The 15,458-nt window shown below is 75.0% G+C and carries 18 protein-coding genes; 12 read left to right on the top strand and 6 right to left on the bottom strand.

Annotated features, from left to right (window positions below; all coding sequences use genetic code 11):
* The first annotated feature begins 591 nt into the window (after positions 1-591).
* From KSNIM_RS28590 to KSNIM_RS28580, 3 genes are read left to right on the top strand one after another with little or no spacing between them, the layout of a single operon-like run.
* Positions 592-1,302 (top strand): urease subunit gamma, encoded by a 711-nt coding sequence (locus KSNIM_RS28590; protein ID WP_263105996.1) that lies wholly within the window; start codon positions 592-594, stop codon positions 1,300-1,302.
* Positions 1,299-3,023 (top strand): urease subunit alpha, encoded by a 1,725-nt coding sequence (locus KSNIM_RS28585; RefSeq protein ID WP_263105995.1) that lies wholly within the window; start codon positions 1,299-1,301, stop codon positions 3,021-3,023. The genes KSNIM_RS28590 and KSNIM_RS28585 overlap by 4 nt, the downstream gene beginning before the upstream one ends.
* 34 nt (positions 3,024-3,057) lie before the next feature.
* A complete protein-coding gene (locus tag KSNIM_RS28580) occupies positions 3,058-4,095 on the top strand; it encodes an agmatine/peptidylarginine deiminase (protein ID WP_263105993.1) in 1,038 nt (345 codons plus the stop codon).
* Positions 4,096-4,193: 98 nt separating this feature from the next.
* Here KSNIM_RS28580 and KSNIM_RS28575 read toward each other — a convergent pair whose 3' ends face one another.
* Together KSNIM_RS28575 and KSNIM_RS28570 are read right to left on the bottom strand one after the other, a co-directional pair.
* Positions 4,194-4,427, bottom strand: a complete 234-nt coding sequence (locus KSNIM_RS28575) for a hypothetical protein (protein ID WP_263105992.1) — start codon at positions 4,425-4,427, stop codon at positions 4,194-4,196.
* Positions 4,421-4,663 (bottom strand): hypothetical protein, encoded by a 243-nt coding sequence (locus KSNIM_RS28570; protein WP_263105991.1) that lies wholly within the window; start codon positions 4,661-4,663, stop codon positions 4,421-4,423. The genes KSNIM_RS28575 and KSNIM_RS28570 overlap by 7 nt, the downstream gene beginning before the upstream one ends.
* Before the next feature lie 96 nt (positions 4,664-4,759).
* Between KSNIM_RS28570 and KSNIM_RS28565 the strand changes: the two genes are divergently transcribed.
* The 5 genes from KSNIM_RS28565 (at position 4,760) to KSNIM_RS28545 (ending at position 8,013) form a co-directional block, all read left to right on the top strand.
* A complete protein-coding gene (locus KSNIM_RS28565; protein WP_263105990.1) occupies positions 4,760-5,551 on the top strand; it encodes a GntR family transcriptional regulator in 792 nt (263 codons plus the stop codon).
* 232 nt (positions 5,552-5,783) lie between these two features.
* Positions 5,784-6,176 (top strand): apotyrosinase chaperone MelC1, encoded by a 393-nt coding sequence (gene melC1, locus KSNIM_RS28560; protein ID WP_263105989.1) that lies wholly within the window; start codon positions 5,784-5,786, stop codon positions 6,174-6,176.
* Between the two features lie 52 nt (positions 6,177-6,228).
* Positions 6,229-7,056: a tyrosinase MelC2 gene (gene melC2 / locus KSNIM_RS28555; RefSeq protein WP_263105988.1), complete on the top strand. Its 828-nt coding sequence runs from the start codon at positions 6,229-6,231 to the stop codon at positions 7,054-7,056.
* Positions 7,057-7,158: 102 nt separating this feature from the next.
* Positions 7,159-7,320, top strand: a complete 162-nt coding sequence (locus tag KSNIM_RS28550; RefSeq protein WP_263105987.1) for a hypothetical protein — start codon at positions 7,159-7,161, stop codon at positions 7,318-7,320.
* A 66-nt stretch (positions 7,321-7,386) separates the two neighbouring features.
* Complete coding sequence (locus KSNIM_RS28545) at positions 7,387-8,013, top strand: TetR/AcrR family transcriptional regulator (protein ID WP_263105986.1); 627 nt, start codon at positions 7,387-7,389, stop codon at positions 8,011-8,013.
* 28 nt (positions 8,014-8,041) lie between these two features.
* On the opposite strand, the gene KSNIM_RS28540 is transcribed toward KSNIM_RS28545, so the two are convergent.
* Complete coding sequence (locus KSNIM_RS28540; protein ID WP_263105985.1) at positions 8,042-9,952, bottom strand: protein phosphatase 2C domain-containing protein; 1,911 nt, start codon at positions 9,950-9,952, stop codon at positions 8,042-8,044.
* Between the two features lie 307 nt (positions 9,953-10,259).
* Here KSNIM_RS28540 and KSNIM_RS28535 point away from each other — a divergent pair, with 307 nt between their 5' ends.
* From KSNIM_RS28535 to KSNIM_RS28525, 3 genes are all read left to right on the top strand, one after another.
* Positions 10,260-10,751, top strand: a complete 492-nt coding sequence (locus KSNIM_RS28535) for a hypothetical protein (RefSeq protein ID WP_263105984.1) — start codon at positions 10,260-10,262, stop codon at positions 10,749-10,751.
* 124 nt (positions 10,752-10,875) lie between these two features.
* Positions 10,876-11,577, top strand: a complete 702-nt coding sequence (locus tag KSNIM_RS28530; RefSeq protein ID WP_263105983.1) for a DUF3105 domain-containing protein — start codon at positions 10,876-10,878, stop codon at positions 11,575-11,577.
* Complete coding sequence (locus KSNIM_RS28525) at positions 11,577-12,275, top strand: DUF305 domain-containing protein (protein ID WP_263105982.1); 699 nt, start codon at positions 11,577-11,579, stop codon at positions 12,273-12,275. The genes KSNIM_RS28530 and KSNIM_RS28525 overlap by 1 nt, the downstream gene beginning before the upstream one ends.
* Before the next feature lie 79 nt (positions 12,276-12,354).
* Here the strand turns inward: KSNIM_RS28525 and KSNIM_RS28520 are convergent, their stop codons facing one another.
* Positions 12,355-13,821, bottom strand: coding sequence for an MFS transporter (locus tag KSNIM_RS28520; protein ID WP_263105981.1), 1,467 nt, complete (start codon positions 13,819-13,821; stop codon positions 12,355-12,357).
* A 129-nt stretch (positions 13,822-13,950) separates the two neighbouring features.
* Between KSNIM_RS28520 and KSNIM_RS28515 the strand changes: the two genes are divergently transcribed.
* A complete protein-coding gene (locus tag KSNIM_RS28515; RefSeq protein WP_263105980.1) occupies positions 13,951-14,502 on the top strand; it encodes a MarR family winged helix-turn-helix transcriptional regulator in 552 nt (183 codons plus the stop codon).
* A 58-nt stretch (positions 14,503-14,560) separates the two neighbouring features.
* Here KSNIM_RS28515 and KSNIM_RS28510 read toward each other — a convergent pair whose 3' ends face one another.
* A complete protein-coding gene (locus KSNIM_RS28510; protein WP_263105979.1) occupies positions 14,561-15,067 on the bottom strand; it encodes a methylated-DNA--[protein]-cysteine S-methyltransferase in 507 nt (168 codons plus the stop codon).
* Positions 15,064-15,458, bottom strand: a 395-nt coding sequence (locus KSNIM_RS28505) for a DNA-3-methyladenine glycosylase family protein (RefSeq protein ID WP_411543788.1), incomplete at its 5' end; no start/stop codon positions are given. The genes KSNIM_RS28510 and KSNIM_RS28505, both read right to left, overlap by 4 nt.

The raw sequence follows: 15,458 nt of genomic DNA, 5'->3' as shown, positions 1-15,458 counted from the left end.
CCGCCGGCCCGCACCGGGCTCCCGACAGCCTCCGCACCGGACGCCCCGGGCGCCCCCGATCCGGCCCCGGGACCCCCGTCCCGCGCGGTGCGGCCACCGGATCCCGTACGCCCGCCGCCCGGACCGGCGGCCGGCGGCCGTCGGTGCGGAAAACGTGGCTGACCGTCCATCAAAACGCCCCCGCCCTGCTCAGGAACGCCCCACCGGTCCCCCTCCGGGGGCGTCCAGCCGTCGGAAGTCCTCATGCCCATTCCCAACCGCCCGCAACAGCCCGGTCCCGGCCACCCGGGGTGAAGCGGGGCTCGGGCGCGACCCCGTGATCCTCCGGGCACGGCCGAAGAGGTTTGCGGGGCGCACGGGGCCTCCTCCGGCCCGCCCCCGGCACCCCGGGCGCACGCCCGTACCGCCGCGGGAGCCCGAAGGGGCCACTGCCGGATCCCGGCCGCGCCGCCCCCGTCGCGCCGCCGTGCGGAGCACCTCCGAGCGAGCAACGCTGGACACGGCGGCCGGGCCCGGGTTCAATGGGGCCCCGAAGTTTGAACGCCGTTCTAACGCCATCGACCACCCATCGGCACCCGCGAGCGAGGAACCGTGCGACTGACCCCCACCGAACGGGACCGGCTGCTGATCTTCACAGCTGCCGAACTGGCCCGCGCCCGCCGCGCCCGCGGTGTGAAACTGAACGTGCCCGAGGCCACCGCGCTGATCGCCGACACCGTCTGCGAGGCGGCCCGCGACGGCCGGCGGCTGGCCGAGGCCATCGAGGCCGGGCGCTCGGTGCTCTCCGCCGACGACGTCCTGCCCGGCGTGCCCGACGTGGTCACCGTGGTGCAGGTCGAGGCGGTCTTCGACGACGGCACCCGGCTCGCCGTGGTCAACGACCCGTTCCGCGGTTCCGGCTCACTCGGCGACGAGGCGCCCGGCGCGGCCCTGGTGGGCCCGGGGCACGGCTACGACCCCGTCGAGGAGACGGTCGTGCTGCCCGTCCACAACACCGCGGCGGTGCCGATCTCGGTCACCTCGCACTTCCACTTCTTCGAGGCCAACCCGCGTCTCGCCTTCGACCGCGCGGCCGCCTACGGCACGCACCTGGCCGTGCCGGCCGGGTCCTCGGTGCGGTTCGACCCCGGGGCCACCGTCGAGGTCGGCCTCGTCCCGATCGGCGGCGAGCGGGTCGCGATCGGATTCGCCGGGCTGGTCGACGGGCCGCTGGACGCGCCCGGCGCCAAGGAGGCCGCACTGGAGAAGGCGCGCGCCACCGGCTACCTCACCGGCTTCGACGACGCGGAGGTCGAGTCATGACAGCGATTTCCCCCCATGACTACATCTCCGTGCACGGCGCACGGGCGGGCGACCGGATCCGGCTCGGCGACAGCGGGCTGATCGTCCGGGTCGAGTCCGACTCGCAGGAGCCCGGCAACGAGTTCCTCGCCGGCTTCGGCAAGACCGCGCGGGACGGCCTGCACCTCAAGGCCACCGCGATCCGCGAGACCTGCGACGTGGTGATCAGCAACGTCGTGGTCATCGACGCGGTCCAGGGCATCCGCAAGACCTCGATCGGCATCCGGGACGGCCGGATCGTCTCCGTCGGACGGGCCGGCAACCCGGACACCATGGACGGTGTGGACGTCGTCGTCTCCACCGGCACCACGATCGTCTCCGGCGAGGGCATGATCGCCACCGCCGGCGCCATCGACACCCACGTCCACCTGCTCTCGCCGCGGATCATGGAGGCCTCGCTGGCCTCAGGCGTCACCACGATCATCGGCCAGGAGTTCGGCCCGGTCTGGGGCGTCGGCGTCAACTCCCCCTGGGCGCTGCGGCACGCCTTCAACGCCTTCGACGCCTGGCCGGTCAACATCGGCTTCCTCGGCCGCGGCTCCTCCTCCGACGCAGCCCCGCTGATCGAGGCGCTCGCCGAAGGCGGCGCCTCCGGCTTCAAGGTGCACGAGGACATGGGCGCGCACACCCGCGCCCTGGACACCGCACTGCGGGTCGCCGAGGAGTACGACGTCCAGGTCGCCCTGCACACCGACGGCCTGAACGAGTGCCTCTCCGTCGAGGACACCATCAAGGTGCTGGAGGGCCGCACCATCCACGCCTTCCACATCGAGGGCTGCGGCGGCGGGCACGTCCCCAACGTGCTGAAGATGGCCGGTGTGGAGAACGTCATCGGCTCCTCCACCAACCCCACCCTGCCCTTCGGCCGGGACGCCCTCGGCGAGCACTTCGGCATGATCGTCTCCGCGCACGACCTCAAGGTCGACCTGCCGGGCGACGCCGCGATGGCCCGCGACCGGATCCGGGCGGGCACGATGGGCGCCGAGGACGTGCTGCACGACCTCGGGGTCATCGGCATCACCTCCTCCGACGCCCAGGGCATGGGCCGGGCCGGCGAGACGGTGCGCCGCACCTTCGCCATGGCCGGCAAGATGAAGGCCGAACTCGGCCCGATGGACGGCGAGGGCTCGTACGGCACCACCGCCGGCGGCGACGACAACGAGCGCGTGCTGCGCTACATCGCCAAACTCACCATCAACCCGGCCATCGCCCACGGCCTCTCCCACGAGGTGGGCTCGCTGGAGGTCGGCAAGCTCGCCGACATCGTGCTGTGGCGGGCCGACCACTTCGGTGCCAAGCCGCAACTGGTCCTCAAGGCGGGCTTCCCCGCGTACGGCGTGGTCGGCGACCCCAACGCGTCCACCGACCGCTGCGAACCGCTCGTCCTCGGGCCGCAGTTCGGCGCGCACGGCGCCACCGCCGCGGACATCTCGGTCGCCTTCGTCTCGCAGGCCGCCGCCGAGGCCTCCTACCTGGACGTCGCCGGTGACCAACTGCCCACCCGCAGGCGCCGGGTGGGTGTCCGGGGCACCCGCGGGATCGGTCCGAAGGACATGGTGCGCAACGCCCGGACCGGCCACGTCCAGGTGGAGGCCGCCACCGGCCTGGTCTCGCTGGACGGCGAACCGCTGCGCTCCGACCCCGCCGACAGCGTCTCGCTCAGCCGCCTCTACTTCCTCTGACCCCCACCCCACCACCGCTTAGGAACGCACCCTCATGACCACTCCCGCCGAGCTCGGATTCCGGATGCCCGCCGAATGGCACCCGCACGAGCGCACCTGGATGGCCTTCCCGACCACCAACCCCACCTTCGACAGCCCCGAACACCTGCACGCCGGCCGCGAGGCCTGGGCCGCCGTCGCCAACACCATCGTCCGGTACGAGCCGGTGACGCTGGTCGTCAACACCGGCGAGACCGAGGAGGCGCGCAAGTACGTCGCCCCCGAGGTGGAGATCGTGGAACGGCCGCTCGACGACGCGTGGATGCGCGACATCGGCCCGACCTTCCTGGTCGACGGCAAGGGCGGGGTGGCCGCCGCGGACTGGATCTTCAACGGCTGGGGCGCGCAGTCCTGGGCCCGCTGGGACAACGACCAGCACATCGCCGAGCACATCACCGGGCTCGCCGGTGTGCAGCGCTTCGCCTCCCGGCTGATCAACGAGGGCGGCGGCATCCACGTCGACGGCGAGGGCACCGTCCTGGTCACCGACACCGTGCAGCTGGGCGAGGGCCGCAACTCCGACTGGACCCGCGAGGAGGTCGAGGCCGAGCTGCACGCCTTCCTCGGCACCACGAAGGCGATCTGGCTGCCGCGCGGACTCACCCGCGACTACGACGAGTTCGGCACCCGCGGGCACATCGACATCGTCGCCTCCTTCGTCCGCCCCGGCGTGGTCGTGGCACACGTGCAGCCCGACCCGGCCCACCCGGACCACGAGGTCTGCCGGGAGCTGGTGGCGATCCTGCGCGCCTCCACCGACGCGCAGGGCCGGCCGCTCGAGGTGATCGAACTGCCCGCGCCCACGGTGCTGCTGGACGAGGAGGGCGAGCCGGTCGACTACTCGTACATCAACCACTACGTGGCGAACGGCGCCGTGGTGCTCTGCGCCTTCGACGACCCGCGCGACCAGGAGGCGGCCGCGATCCTCGCCGAGGCCTACCCGGGCCGCACGGTGGAGCTGGTCGACGCCCGGGAGATCTTCGCCAACGGCGGCGGTATCCACTGCATCACCCAGCAGCAGCCGCAGGGCTGACGCAGGGTCGGCTGTCGCACGCCGGGGCCGGCGCGGTACCGCGAGGTGCCGCGCCCGCCCCGGCGTTGCTGCACCGGGACGGCCCCGCCCGGTCGGATTCAGCCGCCGGCGGCGCGGGTGAGCACCTCGGTGACGGCGTCCAGGTAGTCGGACCAGCAGTCGCCGGTCGGCGGAGCACCCGGGCCGCCGCCGTGGCAGCGGGCGCACCGCCCGCAGCGCCGGTAGCGCGGCACCTCGTCCGGCTCGGGCAGGGCTTCGCGGGACTCGCGCGGACCGGCGGAATCCGCGGAGTCGGCGGAGTCGCGGTCGGGATCGGGGTTCGGCTTCAGCACGGGTCCTCCTGGACCTCGGCCCAGACCACGGTGCGACCGGCGCCGTCACTGGCGCCCCAGCGCGCCACTGATCTCAGGACCTGCAGCACGGCGGCCCACTGCTCGTCGGTGCACCGCTCCGGGATCGTCACGGTGATGCGGACAGCGCCAGGGGCTTTCCCGGTGGTCGTCGCGACCTCGCCGGTGGCCCGTTCGAGGGCTTCGCGCAGGACGTTCGCACGCACGCTGACCTGCACCGCCCCTTCCCTAGTAACAGACTGGAACTGTACTAATAGACTAGTGGCCGGACGGATACTCTGTCACCTCGCCGTCACTCAGTGAGAGGACACAGGATGAGTCAGGACAGCTCGCCGCCCCCGTACCTCCGGGTGGCCGAGCGGCTCCGCCAGCGCATCCAGTCCGGCGACCTCGCGCCCGGTGACCTCCTGCCCTCCCTCTCCGAGATCAAGGAGGAGACCGGGTACTCCGGCACCGTCGGCCAGCGCGCGTACGCCGTGCTCGTCGACGAGGGCCTGGTCGTCGCGCGGCCGGGCCGCGGCCACTTCGTCCGCTCGCAGGAGGAACGCCCCCTGCTGGTGCGCCGCCCACGGGTCGCCGCCGGCTCCGGATCGCCGACCGAGGCACTGCTCACCGCCCAGGGCGTCCGGGCGAGTTGGGACAGCGAGTCGACCACCGCCCGGGCCGACGCGCGGATCGCGGAACGCCTCGGCATCGCCCCCGGCGACCCGGTGATGCACACCGCGTACGTCTACCGGGCCGACGGCGAGCCGGTCCAACTGGCCGACTCCTGGGAGCCGATGGCCGTCACCGGCGGCACCCTGGTGGTCCTGCCGGAGGCCGGCCCCTACGCGGGCATCGGCGTCGCCGACCGGATGGCGCTGATCGGGATCGAGGTCGGCACCCCGGTCGAGCGGGTCACCGCCCGCGGCGCCTCGCGCGCCGAGGCCGCCCTGCTCGGCAGCACGCCCGCGGCCCCCGTCCTGGCCGTCGAGCGCACCTACTACGACCAGGCCGCCGGCCGCGCAGTGGAGACCGCCGACATCGTGCTGCTCGGCAGCCGCTGGGCCGCCGAGTACGGCACCAGGCCCACCACCGCGGACGGGCCCACCGGCACGCAGGGCTGATCGCCCGGCCCGGGCCGACGCGCCGTCAGCCCTCCGTCGGGCGCGGCCCACGGTGTTCGTTGAGCGTTCACCCGTGTCCGGATTTCGGTCTGTCGACCGGCCCCCGCCGATGGACGGTTCCGCGGCCGCGGCCCGCCTTGCCAGCATGGGGACCGCGCGACGGCGCATATGCCACAAGCACGTGCCGCCGCCGACGCGTCGTCAGATCCGCTCCACCAGGGGGGAATCACCCATGCCCGAAGCCGGTCACCACGCCGAGCTGACCCGCCGCCGGATGCTCCAGGGCGCCGGCGTCGCCCTCACCGCCGCCGTCGGCACCGCCGTCCTCGGCCTCGCCGGACCGACCGGAACCCCGGCCGCCGCGGCCGGGCCCGGCGGCCACGACACCTTCGACGAGGTCTACCGCGGCCGCCGCATCCAGGGCCGCCCCGCCGCATCCGGCCACCACCACCACGGCGCCGACTACACCGTGCAGGTCGACGGCGAGGAACTGCACGTCATGCGCAACGCCGACGGGACCTGGATCAGCGTCGTCAACCACTACCAGCCGCACCAGACCCCGCTCGCGCTCGCCCGCGCCGCCGTCGTCGAGCTGCAGGGCGCCACCCTCGTCCCGATCGCCTGACCGGGCCCGCCCCTCCCCCGCACCCACCCACCAGCACCTCCAGGAGGACACCATGGCGGTCCGCAAGAACCAGGCGACCCTCACGGCCAAGGAGAAGCGCGACTTCGTCGACGCCCTGCTCCAGCTCAAGCGGCTCGGCCGCTACGACGCCTACGTCAGCACCCACAACCGCTTCATCGTCAGCGACACCGACAACGGCGAGCGGACGGGCCACCGCTCGCCGTCGTTCCTGCCCTGGCACCGCAAGTTCCTGCTCCAGTTCGAGCAGGACCTGCAGTCCGTCAACCCCGCGGTCACCCTGCCCTACTGGGACTGGACGGCCGACCGCACCGCCACCGCCGGCCTGTGGGCCGACGACCTGCTCGGCGGCAACGGCCGCTCCGGCGACAACCGCGTCACCACCGGCCCGTTCGCCGGCGCCGGCGGCCAGTGGACGATCACCGTCCGCCCCGACAGCCGCGACTACCTGCGCCGCTCGCTCGGCACCGGCGTCGCCCAACTGCCCACCCGGGCCGAGGTGGAGTCCGTCCTCGCCGTCCAGACCTACGACGCCGCCCCGTGGAACAGCTCCTCCGCAGGCTTCCGCAACCAGCTGGAGGGCTGGCGCGGCGTCAACCTGCACAACCGGGTGCACGTCTGGGTCGGCGGTCTGATGGGCACCGGCATGTCCCCCAACGACCCGGTGTTCTGGCTGCACCACTGCTTCATCGACAAGCTGTGGGCCGAGTGGCAGCGCCGCCACCCCCAGCAGGGCTACCTGCCGACCGCCGCCACCACCAACGTGGTCTCGCTGAACACCGCGATGAAGCCGTGGAACGACACCACCCCGGCCGACATGCTCGACCACACCCGGTACTACACCTACGACTCGGCGTTCTGACCGCCGCTCCGGCCCCGGCCGGACGAGTGATTGTGCAGGACGCGCAGCCCGCCGGACGGTGTCCGGCGGGCTGCGCGCCGTCCCGCACGGTGTCATGAGGGCATGACCACACACTGGCTGATCACCTTCACCGACGAGCTGATGCGCCTCACCGACGACCTCGACCAGGAGCAGGCTGCCGAGTTCGTGCGCAAGGTGTACGAGGCCGGCCGCGCCGCCGGCCGACAGGAGGAGGCCGAGGGCCAGGAGCACAGCGGCTGGTGAGACCGCTCGCCGACGGCCCGGTGGCGAAGCCCTAAAGTGGGGCCGGACGACGAGGAGGAGCAGGACATGGCGGAGCCGCGGGCGCGCCGGGCCGCACGGCCCCGCGAGGAGGTCTTCGCGACCGCCCGGGCCGCGATCGCCGAGCACGGACTCGACAAACTCACCATGGCCGGTCTCGGCCGCGAGCTGCAGATGAGCGCCGGCCACCTCCTCTACTACTTCGGCAGCAAGGACCAGCTGCTGCTGGAGACCCTCCGCTGGAGCGAGGAGCAGCTCGGCGGGCGGCGGCGCGCCGCCCTGGCCCGGCAGGAGCTCACCGTCCGGCAGCGGCTCGCCGCCTACGCCGAGCTGTACCTGCCCGAGGGGCCCGGCGATCCCCGGTGGATCCTCTGGGTCGAGGTCTGGGGCCGCTCGCCCGCCAGCGCCGAGATCCGGCAGGGCCAGCTGGAGATCGAGGCTCCCTGGCAGGCCGACCTCGTCGCGCTGATCGAGGAGGGCGTCGCCTCCGGCGCCTTCCGCCGTCCGCCCGCCGACGGCGAGCACGGCACGGCGGGGGAACCGCACGACCGGGCACGGCAGATCCGCGCCGTGCTCGACGGCTTCGCCGTCCCGCTGGCCGTCGGCCTGCCGGGGGCCGACCGCGCCGATGCCCTGGCCCAGGTCGCCTCCGTGACCGCCGCCCTGCTCGACTGAGCGGCGGTCACGGGGCGGCGGGCCGCCGCTACTCCGTCCAGAGCGCGGCGGCGGTGCGGTCGTCGGCGTAGCCCTTGGCCCGCACCTGGACCTGGCGCAGGAAGTCGACACTGCCCGGCGGGTGCGGGTGGGCCCAGTGGTTGGAGAGGAAACGCGCCACCGCGGGCTCGTCCGCGATCGGGCCGGCCAGGCCCGCCGTGCAGAGCAGCAGGATGTCACCGGTCGTCGCGGGCACCATCCGGAACCGGAACGGCCGGGGCGCCGCGGCGGCGGCCGCCGGCTGCGGCTCCCCGTCGGGGTGGTGCAGCAGCCGGGCCGCGTAGGCGTCGATCCAGTGGCCGGAACGCAGCAGGTAGAGCCCGCCGGGGCCGGTGCCGAACGCGGCCCGGTGCCCGGCCTCGCCGTCCAGCGGGACGAGCAGGCAGTGCAGCGCGCCGGACTCCGCGTCGCCGGGCTCCACCGGCGGGTCGCCGGCCGGCCGGAGGCGGGCGGCCGCACCGACGGTGAGCCGCTGCAGGCCGTAGCGGAGCCGGTCGCGGGCCCCGGCGCGCAGGTCCGCGGCGAGTTCGACCCGGCTGCGGCCGATCGCGGCGGCGAGCTGCCGGGCGGCCTCCGCGGCGGCGGCCGAGCCGGTGGCGGCGTCCGCCGAGCGGGCGGGCGAGGCGACCACCGCGAGCACCAGGCCGTCCTCGCCCTCGCCGAACCGGGTCACCAGCAGGGCGTCGCGGCGCGGTTCGCCGCGGAACCGGGCGGAGTCGCCGCGGACGGAGGCCGCCCGCAGTATCGCCGGGCCGTACTGGGCGCCGTCGAGCACGGTGTCCGGAACGATCGCACCCAGCCCGGCCGGATCGGAGGCCGGCAGCGCGGTGGGCTCCGGGCTGTACGTCGGGGGCCGCTCGCCCACGTGCGGGACCGGCGGTTCCAGCGGGATCCGGCGCGGGGCGGGACGGGGCTGGGCCGCGGCGGGCTGCGCCGGGGCGGCTTCGGCCGGAGCGGGCTCCACCTGGGCGGGTCGGGCCGGGGCGGACGTCGTCGACTCGGGCCGGTCCGCGTCGGGGGACGCGAGCTTGCGCAGGATCACCGTCGGACCGGTCACGGGGGCGGCGGGCCGTCCGGCGGGACGCACGTCGACGGTGGTGTCCGGCTCCGGCCCGGGCCGCCGGACGGTACCCAGCGTGAGCGTCGGCTCGGGCTCGGCGCCGTCGACGGGCCCGGGCGCCGCGGGGGCGGGCTCCGGCACGCGGCGGCGGACCGTTCCGAGCGTGAGCGTCGGCTCGGGCTCGGCGTCGTCGACGGGCTCGGGAGCGGACGGGGCCTGCTCCTCGGCGACGGCCGGGGCGGGGCGCGGGCCGCCGATCACCCCGGCGGCCATGTCGAACCAGTCGTCGACACTGGGCTCGTCGACGCCGGGCTCGTCGACGCCGGGCTCCGCTGCGGCAGCGGGATCCGGGCCGGTACGGGCGAGGGGTACCCAGCTCGGGCGGGGCGGGGCCGCTGCGGGCTCCGGCCGGGCGGCGGGCGGTACGGCGGGCTCCCGTTCCGCGGCCGCCGGCGGTGCCCAGTGCGGGCGGGACGGCGTCGGTGCCGGCACCGGCCGCGGCGCGGGCTCCGCCGCCGGGTCCTGCGCCGGCTTCACCGGTGGCGCCCAGTGCGGGCGGGACGGGGCCGGTGCGTCCTTCGGTGCGGCGCCCGCTGGTGCCGACTCGTGTGTCGGTGCGCCCGCCTCAGGTACCGGGGCGGCCTCCGGAGCCGGGCCGGCGGGGGTGCCGGTGCGCTGGGGGCCGATCATGCCGGCCGCGGAGTCGAACCAGTCGTCGACGCTGCCCTCGCCCCCGGCGGCCCCGGGAGCATCCGGCAGGGTGCCCGCCGGGCCCGCGTAGACCGCCTGCCACCAGCCGTCCTCGGGCCGGTCGTGCGGGGATGCGCCCTGGTTGCTCACGTGGCGGCTCCTCGTGCCGTGTCTGCCGTCTGCCGAGCGGGCCGGTGTGCCGGACTCGGTTGGTCATTCTTCCGAAGGAGAACGACGGTGTCCGGCTTTCGGGGACACCCGGCCGCCCGCCGGGCGCAGCGACGGTGTGATCCGCTCGGATTCGGCCATCCGTCCGGAGGGGGCGCGGACGGGTCGGGGGCGGATGTCCGGAGCGTCCTTTTTGGGCCCCTGAAATGCGCAGGAGGGGCCTTCCGGCCCGGGTCGGGTGGGCCAAGAGGGGGACCGCTTCACCCCTTCGGCTGATTAATATGTGCGCATGAGCGTGCCAGCATCCGCGACCGGCGAGCCGGGGCGGTCCGTCCGCGCGGGCGGTCGCCCGGCCGTGGTGCTGTGGGCGCTGCTCGTCGCCGGTCTGATGACGCTGTTGCCGTGCGCCGGGACGGCGAAGGCGGTGTCAGGGCACTTCCCGGCCGCCCCTCCAGTCTCGGCCGCAACCGGTCCGCACGCCGCCGACGCCGTCCCGGCCGCCCACGGCGCCGGACATGCCGTCGCCGGGTGGTCCGACGAGGGCGGTCCGCACGTCTGGTGCTCCGCCGACGGCGATCATCCTGGTCCGGGGAAGGGCTGCACCAGCCACCCGTTCCGCGGGCTGGAGGCGCAGTTGCCGAACGCTCCCCCGCAGCCGGTGGCGGTCGCCCTGCCGCAGCTGGTTCCGGCGCCGGCGCTGCCCGCCGCCGTCCCGCTCGACACGCTGGCCGGGCCGCCCGCTGCGCCCGACCTCCACGTGCTGCAGGTCCACAGGTCCTGAGCGGAACCCACCGTCGGCCGTGACCCGTGCCCCTGTGCACCGGACGGGCCGACGGCTCCGCCGCCCCCTCCCCCTCTCGCCCTACCGCCGTGCCCGTGCGCACCGCGGAGACAAGGACACACTCATGGGTTCCGCCTCCAGGCAGTCCAAGCCGTCCAAGCAGACCTCCGGCAACCCGGGCAACCGGCAGAGCCCGAACGAGCGGCAGGCCGACCGCCGGGCCCGCATCGCGGAGCTGCGTGCCGCCGAGCAGAAGCGCGACCGCCGCAACAAGATCGTCATCTTCGGCCTGGCCGGCGTGCTGCTGGCCGGCATGATCGGCGCCGGGACCTGGATAGCCCTCGACGCCAAGCACGACAAGGACGCGAAGGAGGCTGCCGCCAAGGCCCCGATCCAGGGCGTGCAGACCTGGGACAACCTGTCGCGCAACCACGTCGAGACCAAGGTCACCTACGCGCAGACCCCGCCGGTCGGCGGCGACCACAACCCGCGCTGGGCGAACTGCATGGGCGACGTCTACGACAAGCCGCTCGCCAACGAGAACGCGGTGCACTCGCTGGAGCACGGCGCGGTCTGGGTGACGTACAACTCGAAGGCGTCCGCCGACGACATCAAGAAGCTGTCGGAGAAGGTCAAGGCGACCCCGTACACCTTCATGAGCCCGTACCCGGACGAGAAGAGCCCGATCACCCTCTCCGCCTGGGGCACCCAGCTGAACGTGGACAGCGCCAGTGACCCGCGGGTGGAGCAGTTCTTCACCAAGTACGTCCAGGGTCCGCAGACCCAGGAGCCCGGCGCGTCCTGCAGCTCCGGTGTGATGCCGTGATGACGGGCGCCGAGGAGACCTCGGCCACCCGGACCGGGGAGTCCGGCGACGGCGGTGCGCCGCGCCGGTCGCGGAAGCTGCTGTGGTGGCCGGCGGCGATCGCCGCGGTGATCGCGCTCTGCCTCGGCGTGTCCGCGCTGGTGGCGGGCGGCTCGGACTCCGGCGGTCCGTCGTCGGTGGCGGCGCCCGCCACCGACTCACCCGAGGCCGGGTTCGCCCGCGACATGGCGACCCACCACCAGCAGGCCATCGATATGTCCTTCATCGTCCGCGACCGCACGCAGGACGAGGAGGTGCGCAACCTCGCCTTCGACATCATCAACACCCAGGCGAACCAGCGCGGCATGATGACGGGCTGGCTCGACCAGTGGGGCCTGACCCAGAGCACCTCGGCCAAGCCGATGGCGTGGATGGGCCACAGCTACGCCGCGCACGACGGCTCGCTGATGCCGGGCATGGCCACCAACACGGACCTGGCCAAGCTCCGCTCGCTGAGCGGCCGGGACGCCGAGGTGCTCTATCTGCAGCTGATGATCGAGCACCACAAGGGCGGCGTGGCGATGGCGCAGGGCTACGTGGACGTGGCCCGCAACGACGTCGAGAAGCGGCTCGCCCAGACCATGGTCAACGGGCAGAAGTCGGAGATCGACCTGATGACGTCGATGCTCGCGAAGCGCGGGGCGCAGCCGCTGTCCTGAGCGGCGCGGGCACCACGGCGGGCGGGTCGGACGGGAGCGTCCGGCCAGCCCGCCGTCGCGTCCGGGCCGCTCCCCCGGGTCAGTTGCGGGCGGCGGTCCGGGGGCGGCCGGCGGTGCACAGCCGGACGGCGGCCAGCGCGGCGGCGACCAGGAGCAGCAGGACGGCCCGGCCGCCGGTCCCCGCCCCGGCCAGGTGGACGCCGAGTACCGGCAGGGCCGTGCCGAGCGCGGTGCCGAGGCTGCGCACCATGTTCACCATGCCGCCGCCGACGGCGGAACTCCCGGCCGGGATCGACCGCATCACCAGGGTGTTGTTGGCGGGCAGCAGCAGGCCGAGACCGTAGCCGGCCACGGCCAGCGGGACGGGGGCGAGTACCGGGGACACCGGCAGCAGGGCGAGGACGAGCAGGCCCGCGGTGGTCACCAGGGCGCCGGCGCGGCCGCGGCGGGCGTCCGACCAGTGCCGGGGCAGCAGGGCGCCGCCTGCGGTGGCGGCGATCGCGAAGGCGGCCGGCAGGGCGGTGATCACCAGGCCCGCGGTGCCGGCGCCGACGCCGGCCGAGGCGAGCATCACCGGGCCGAGCACCAGTGGGCAGAACAGCAGCAGGTAGCCGATCAGCGCGACCACCAGCCCGGCCCGGACGCCGGGGGTGTTGACCAGTCCGGGGGCGATGATCGGGGTGTCCGCCCGCTGCTCCTGCCGGGCGAGCGCCGCGGTGAACAGCCCCGCGGCTGCGAGCAGCACGACCACGGCCCAGCCCGGCAGGGGCAGCCCGGCGGCGGTGGAGAGGGCGAGCAGCAGCGAGGAGGAGGCGGCGGCGAGCAGCACCAGGCCGAGCAGGTCGAAGCGGGACTCGCGGCGGGCCCCGGCGACTGCCGCGGGGCGGGGCGGGACGGGCTCGCGGCGGCTGCGCGGCAGCAGGAACCAGCCGGCCAGCAGGCCGACCACGGCGATCGGGACGTTGGCCCAGAACGCCCACCGCCAGGAGGCGTGCGCAACCAGCAGTCCGCCGACGGTCGGTCCGAGGGCCAGGCCGAGCGCCTGGGCGGCCGCCTGGACGCCGAGCGCGGTGCGCATGGCCCCCGCCGGTACCCCGCGGGCGACCAGTGCGACACTGTTCGCCTGCATCATCGCCCCGCCGACCGCCTGGACGGCCCGGCAGGCGACCAGCACCCACAGCCCTCCGGCGAAGCCGGCGGCGAGGGAGGCCAGGGCGAAGACCGCGAACCCGCCGAGGTACATCGTCTTGCGGCCGACGGTGTCCGAGAGCCGGCCGACCGGCGCCAGCAGGGCGACGAGCACCAGCAGGTAGGCGAGCGACACCCACTCGACGGCGGCGAAGCCGGCGTCGAAGTGCGCCTCCAGCGCCGGGAAGACCAGGGCGGTGACGCTGGCGGTCAGCTGGCCGAGGAAGGCGCCGAGGCAGACGGTGCCCACCGCGAGCCAGTGCGCGTGCGGCCAGGCGGCGACGGTGCGCGGTCGTGGCCGCTCGGCCAGCAGCAGGACGCTGTCGACCAGACGGGTTCGGTGGGTGGGGTCGGGCACGGCTCCATAGTATCTCTGCAACAGACATACTCGTAAACAGACCATATCTGTGACCGGAACAGTACGGCCCGTGGTACGCCCGTGAGCGGTGGGGCGGGAGGCGACCGGCGAGCCGATACGCTGTCCGCCATGTCGGAGCCGTCCCACCCCGTGCCGCCCACCGCGCCCGCTCCTCCCCTGCCCGGGGACGCGGCCGCCGCCTCCCCCCTGGAGGAGGCCGTGGCGATCGAGCGGGCCCAGCGGCTGACCGACGTGATCACCCGGCTGCGCCGGGCCCTGCGCAGCAGCATCCGCACCGACTACCCGTGGGAGTCGCTGCCGATGGCACAGGTCGAGTTGCTGCAGACGCTGGCCGCCGCACCGATGCGGGTCGGCGAACTGGCGGCCCGGCAGCGGCTGGCCCCGAACACCGTGAGCGGCCTGGTCGGCAAACTGCTGGAGGCCGGCTTCGTGGACCGCCAGGCCGACCCGGGCGACCGCCGCACCGCGCGGATCGCGCTCACCGAGGCCGGCCGCACCCAGCTGCAGGACTGGCGGCGGGCGCACGAGCGCCGCCTCGCCGACGCGCTGGAGAGCCTCTCGCCGACCGACCGCGACGCGGTCATGAACGCCCTGCCCGGCCTCGAACACCTCGCCCGCACCCTCGCCGGCGACACCGCCGCCGCGGACGAGCGCGGCTGAGCCCGCCGGGCCGCTGCCCGCACGCCGGACCGACCCGGACGGACCCCGGGGACGGTGCTCAGAAGAGCGTGGCGCCGCGTTCGTGCTCCAGCAGCCATCGCTTGCGGTCGATCCCGGCGGCGAAGCCGGTGAGGGCGCCGCTCGCGCCGACGACACGGTGGCAGGGGCGGACCACCAGCAGCGGGTTGGCCCCGACCGCGCCGCCGACCGCCCGGACGGCCGTCGGGGGCAGGCCGGCCGCGGCACCGAGCTCGCCGTAGGTGACGGTGCAGCCGTACGGGATGTCGTCCAGCGCCTGCCACACCCGGCGGCGGAACTCGCTGCCCTCGGGGTCGAGCGGCAGGTCGAACGCGGTACGGGTGCCCGCGAAGTAGGCGGTGAGCTGGTCCACGGCGGGGGCCAGCGCCTCCGGGTCGGGCAGCCAGCCGGGCCCCGGTTCGGCCGGGGCGTCGCGCTGCCCGGGCGCGGTGACGGAGATCAGGGCGACCGGCCCGTCGCCGTCCACCCGGCCGGCGAGCAGCAGTTCGCCGAGCGGGCTCGGCATGGTGGTGAACACCGTGGTCATCGCGCCGCCTCCGGGGCGATCGGGCCGGCGGGGGCGGGGGCTGCCGAGGCGAGCCAGAGCCGGTGCACCGCGTACGAGCGCCAGGGCGACCAGGGGCGGGCGGCGGCCCCGGCGGCGGCCGCGTCCCCGGGCAGGCCGAGCCGCTGCAGCCCGTGCCGCACCCCGGCGTCGCCGGGCAGGAAGACGTCCGGGTCGCCGAGGGCCCGCATCCGCAGGTAGCCGACCGTCCAGGGGCCGATGCCGGTCAGCGCGAGCAGCTCGGCGGAGGCCTCGTCGCGGTCCACCCCGCCGTCGAGGCGGACGGTGCCGTCGGCGAGCGCCGCGCACAGGCCGCGCAGGGCGCGGCGGCGGGCGGCCGGCATGGCGAGGTCGCCGTCCTCGGCCCCGGCCA

Source organism: Kitasatospora sp. DSM 101779, from assembly GCF_025655475.1.
In the GTDB taxonomy this organism is placed as follows: domain Bacteria; phylum Actinomycetota; class Actinomycetes; order Streptomycetales; family Streptomycetaceae; genus Kitasatospora.
Note: the sequence above shows the minus strand (reverse complement) of the source record. Positions and strands in the feature narration are given on the sequence as shown.

Excerpts from the sequence above, each read along its gene's own strand:
- KSNIM_RS28585 (WP_263105995.1), top strand. The coding sequence starts at position 1,299 with ATGACAGCGATTTCCCCCCATGACTACATCTCCGTGCACGGCGCACGG.
- KSNIM_RS28565 (WP_263105990.1), top strand. The coding sequence starts at position 4,760 with ATGAGTCAGGACAGCTCGCCGCCCCCGTACCTCCGGGTGGCCGAGCGG.
- KSNIM_RS28515 (WP_263105980.1), top strand. The coding sequence starts at position 13,951 with ATGTCGGAGCCGTCCCACCCCGTGCCGCCCACCGCGCCCGCTCCTCCC.
- KSNIM_RS28525 (WP_263105982.1), top strand. The coding sequence starts at position 11,577 with ATGACGGGCGCCGAGGAGACCTCGGCCACCCGGACCGGGGAGTCCGGC.
- KSNIM_RS28580 (WP_263105993.1), top strand. The coding sequence starts at position 3,058 with ATGACCACTCCCGCCGAGCTCGGATTCCGGATGCCCGCCGAATGGCAC.
- KSNIM_RS28510 (WP_263105979.1), bottom strand. The coding sequence starts at position 15,067 with ATGACCACGGTGTTCACCACCATGCCGAGCCCGCTCGGCGAACTGCTG.
- melC2 (WP_263105988.1), top strand. The coding sequence starts at position 6,229 with ATGGCGGTCCGCAAGAACCAGGCGACCCTCACGGCCAAGGAGAAGCGC.
- KSNIM_RS28530 (WP_263105983.1), top strand. The coding sequence starts at position 10,876 with ATGGGTTCCGCCTCCAGGCAGTCCAAGCCGTCCAAGCAGACCTCCGGC.
- KSNIM_RS28550 (WP_263105987.1), top strand. The coding sequence starts at position 7,159 with ATGACCACACACTGGCTGATCACCTTCACCGACGAGCTGATGCGCCTC.
- KSNIM_RS28545 (WP_263105986.1), top strand. The coding sequence starts at position 7,387 with ATGGCGGAGCCGCGGGCGCGCCGGGCCGCACGGCCCCGCGAGGAGGTC.
- KSNIM_RS28535 (WP_263105984.1), top strand. The coding sequence starts at position 10,260 with ATGAGCGTGCCAGCATCCGCGACCGGCGAGCCGGGGCGGTCCGTCCGC.
- melC1 (WP_263105989.1), top strand. The coding sequence starts at position 5,784 with ATGCCCGAAGCCGGTCACCACGCCGAGCTGACCCGCCGCCGGATGCTC.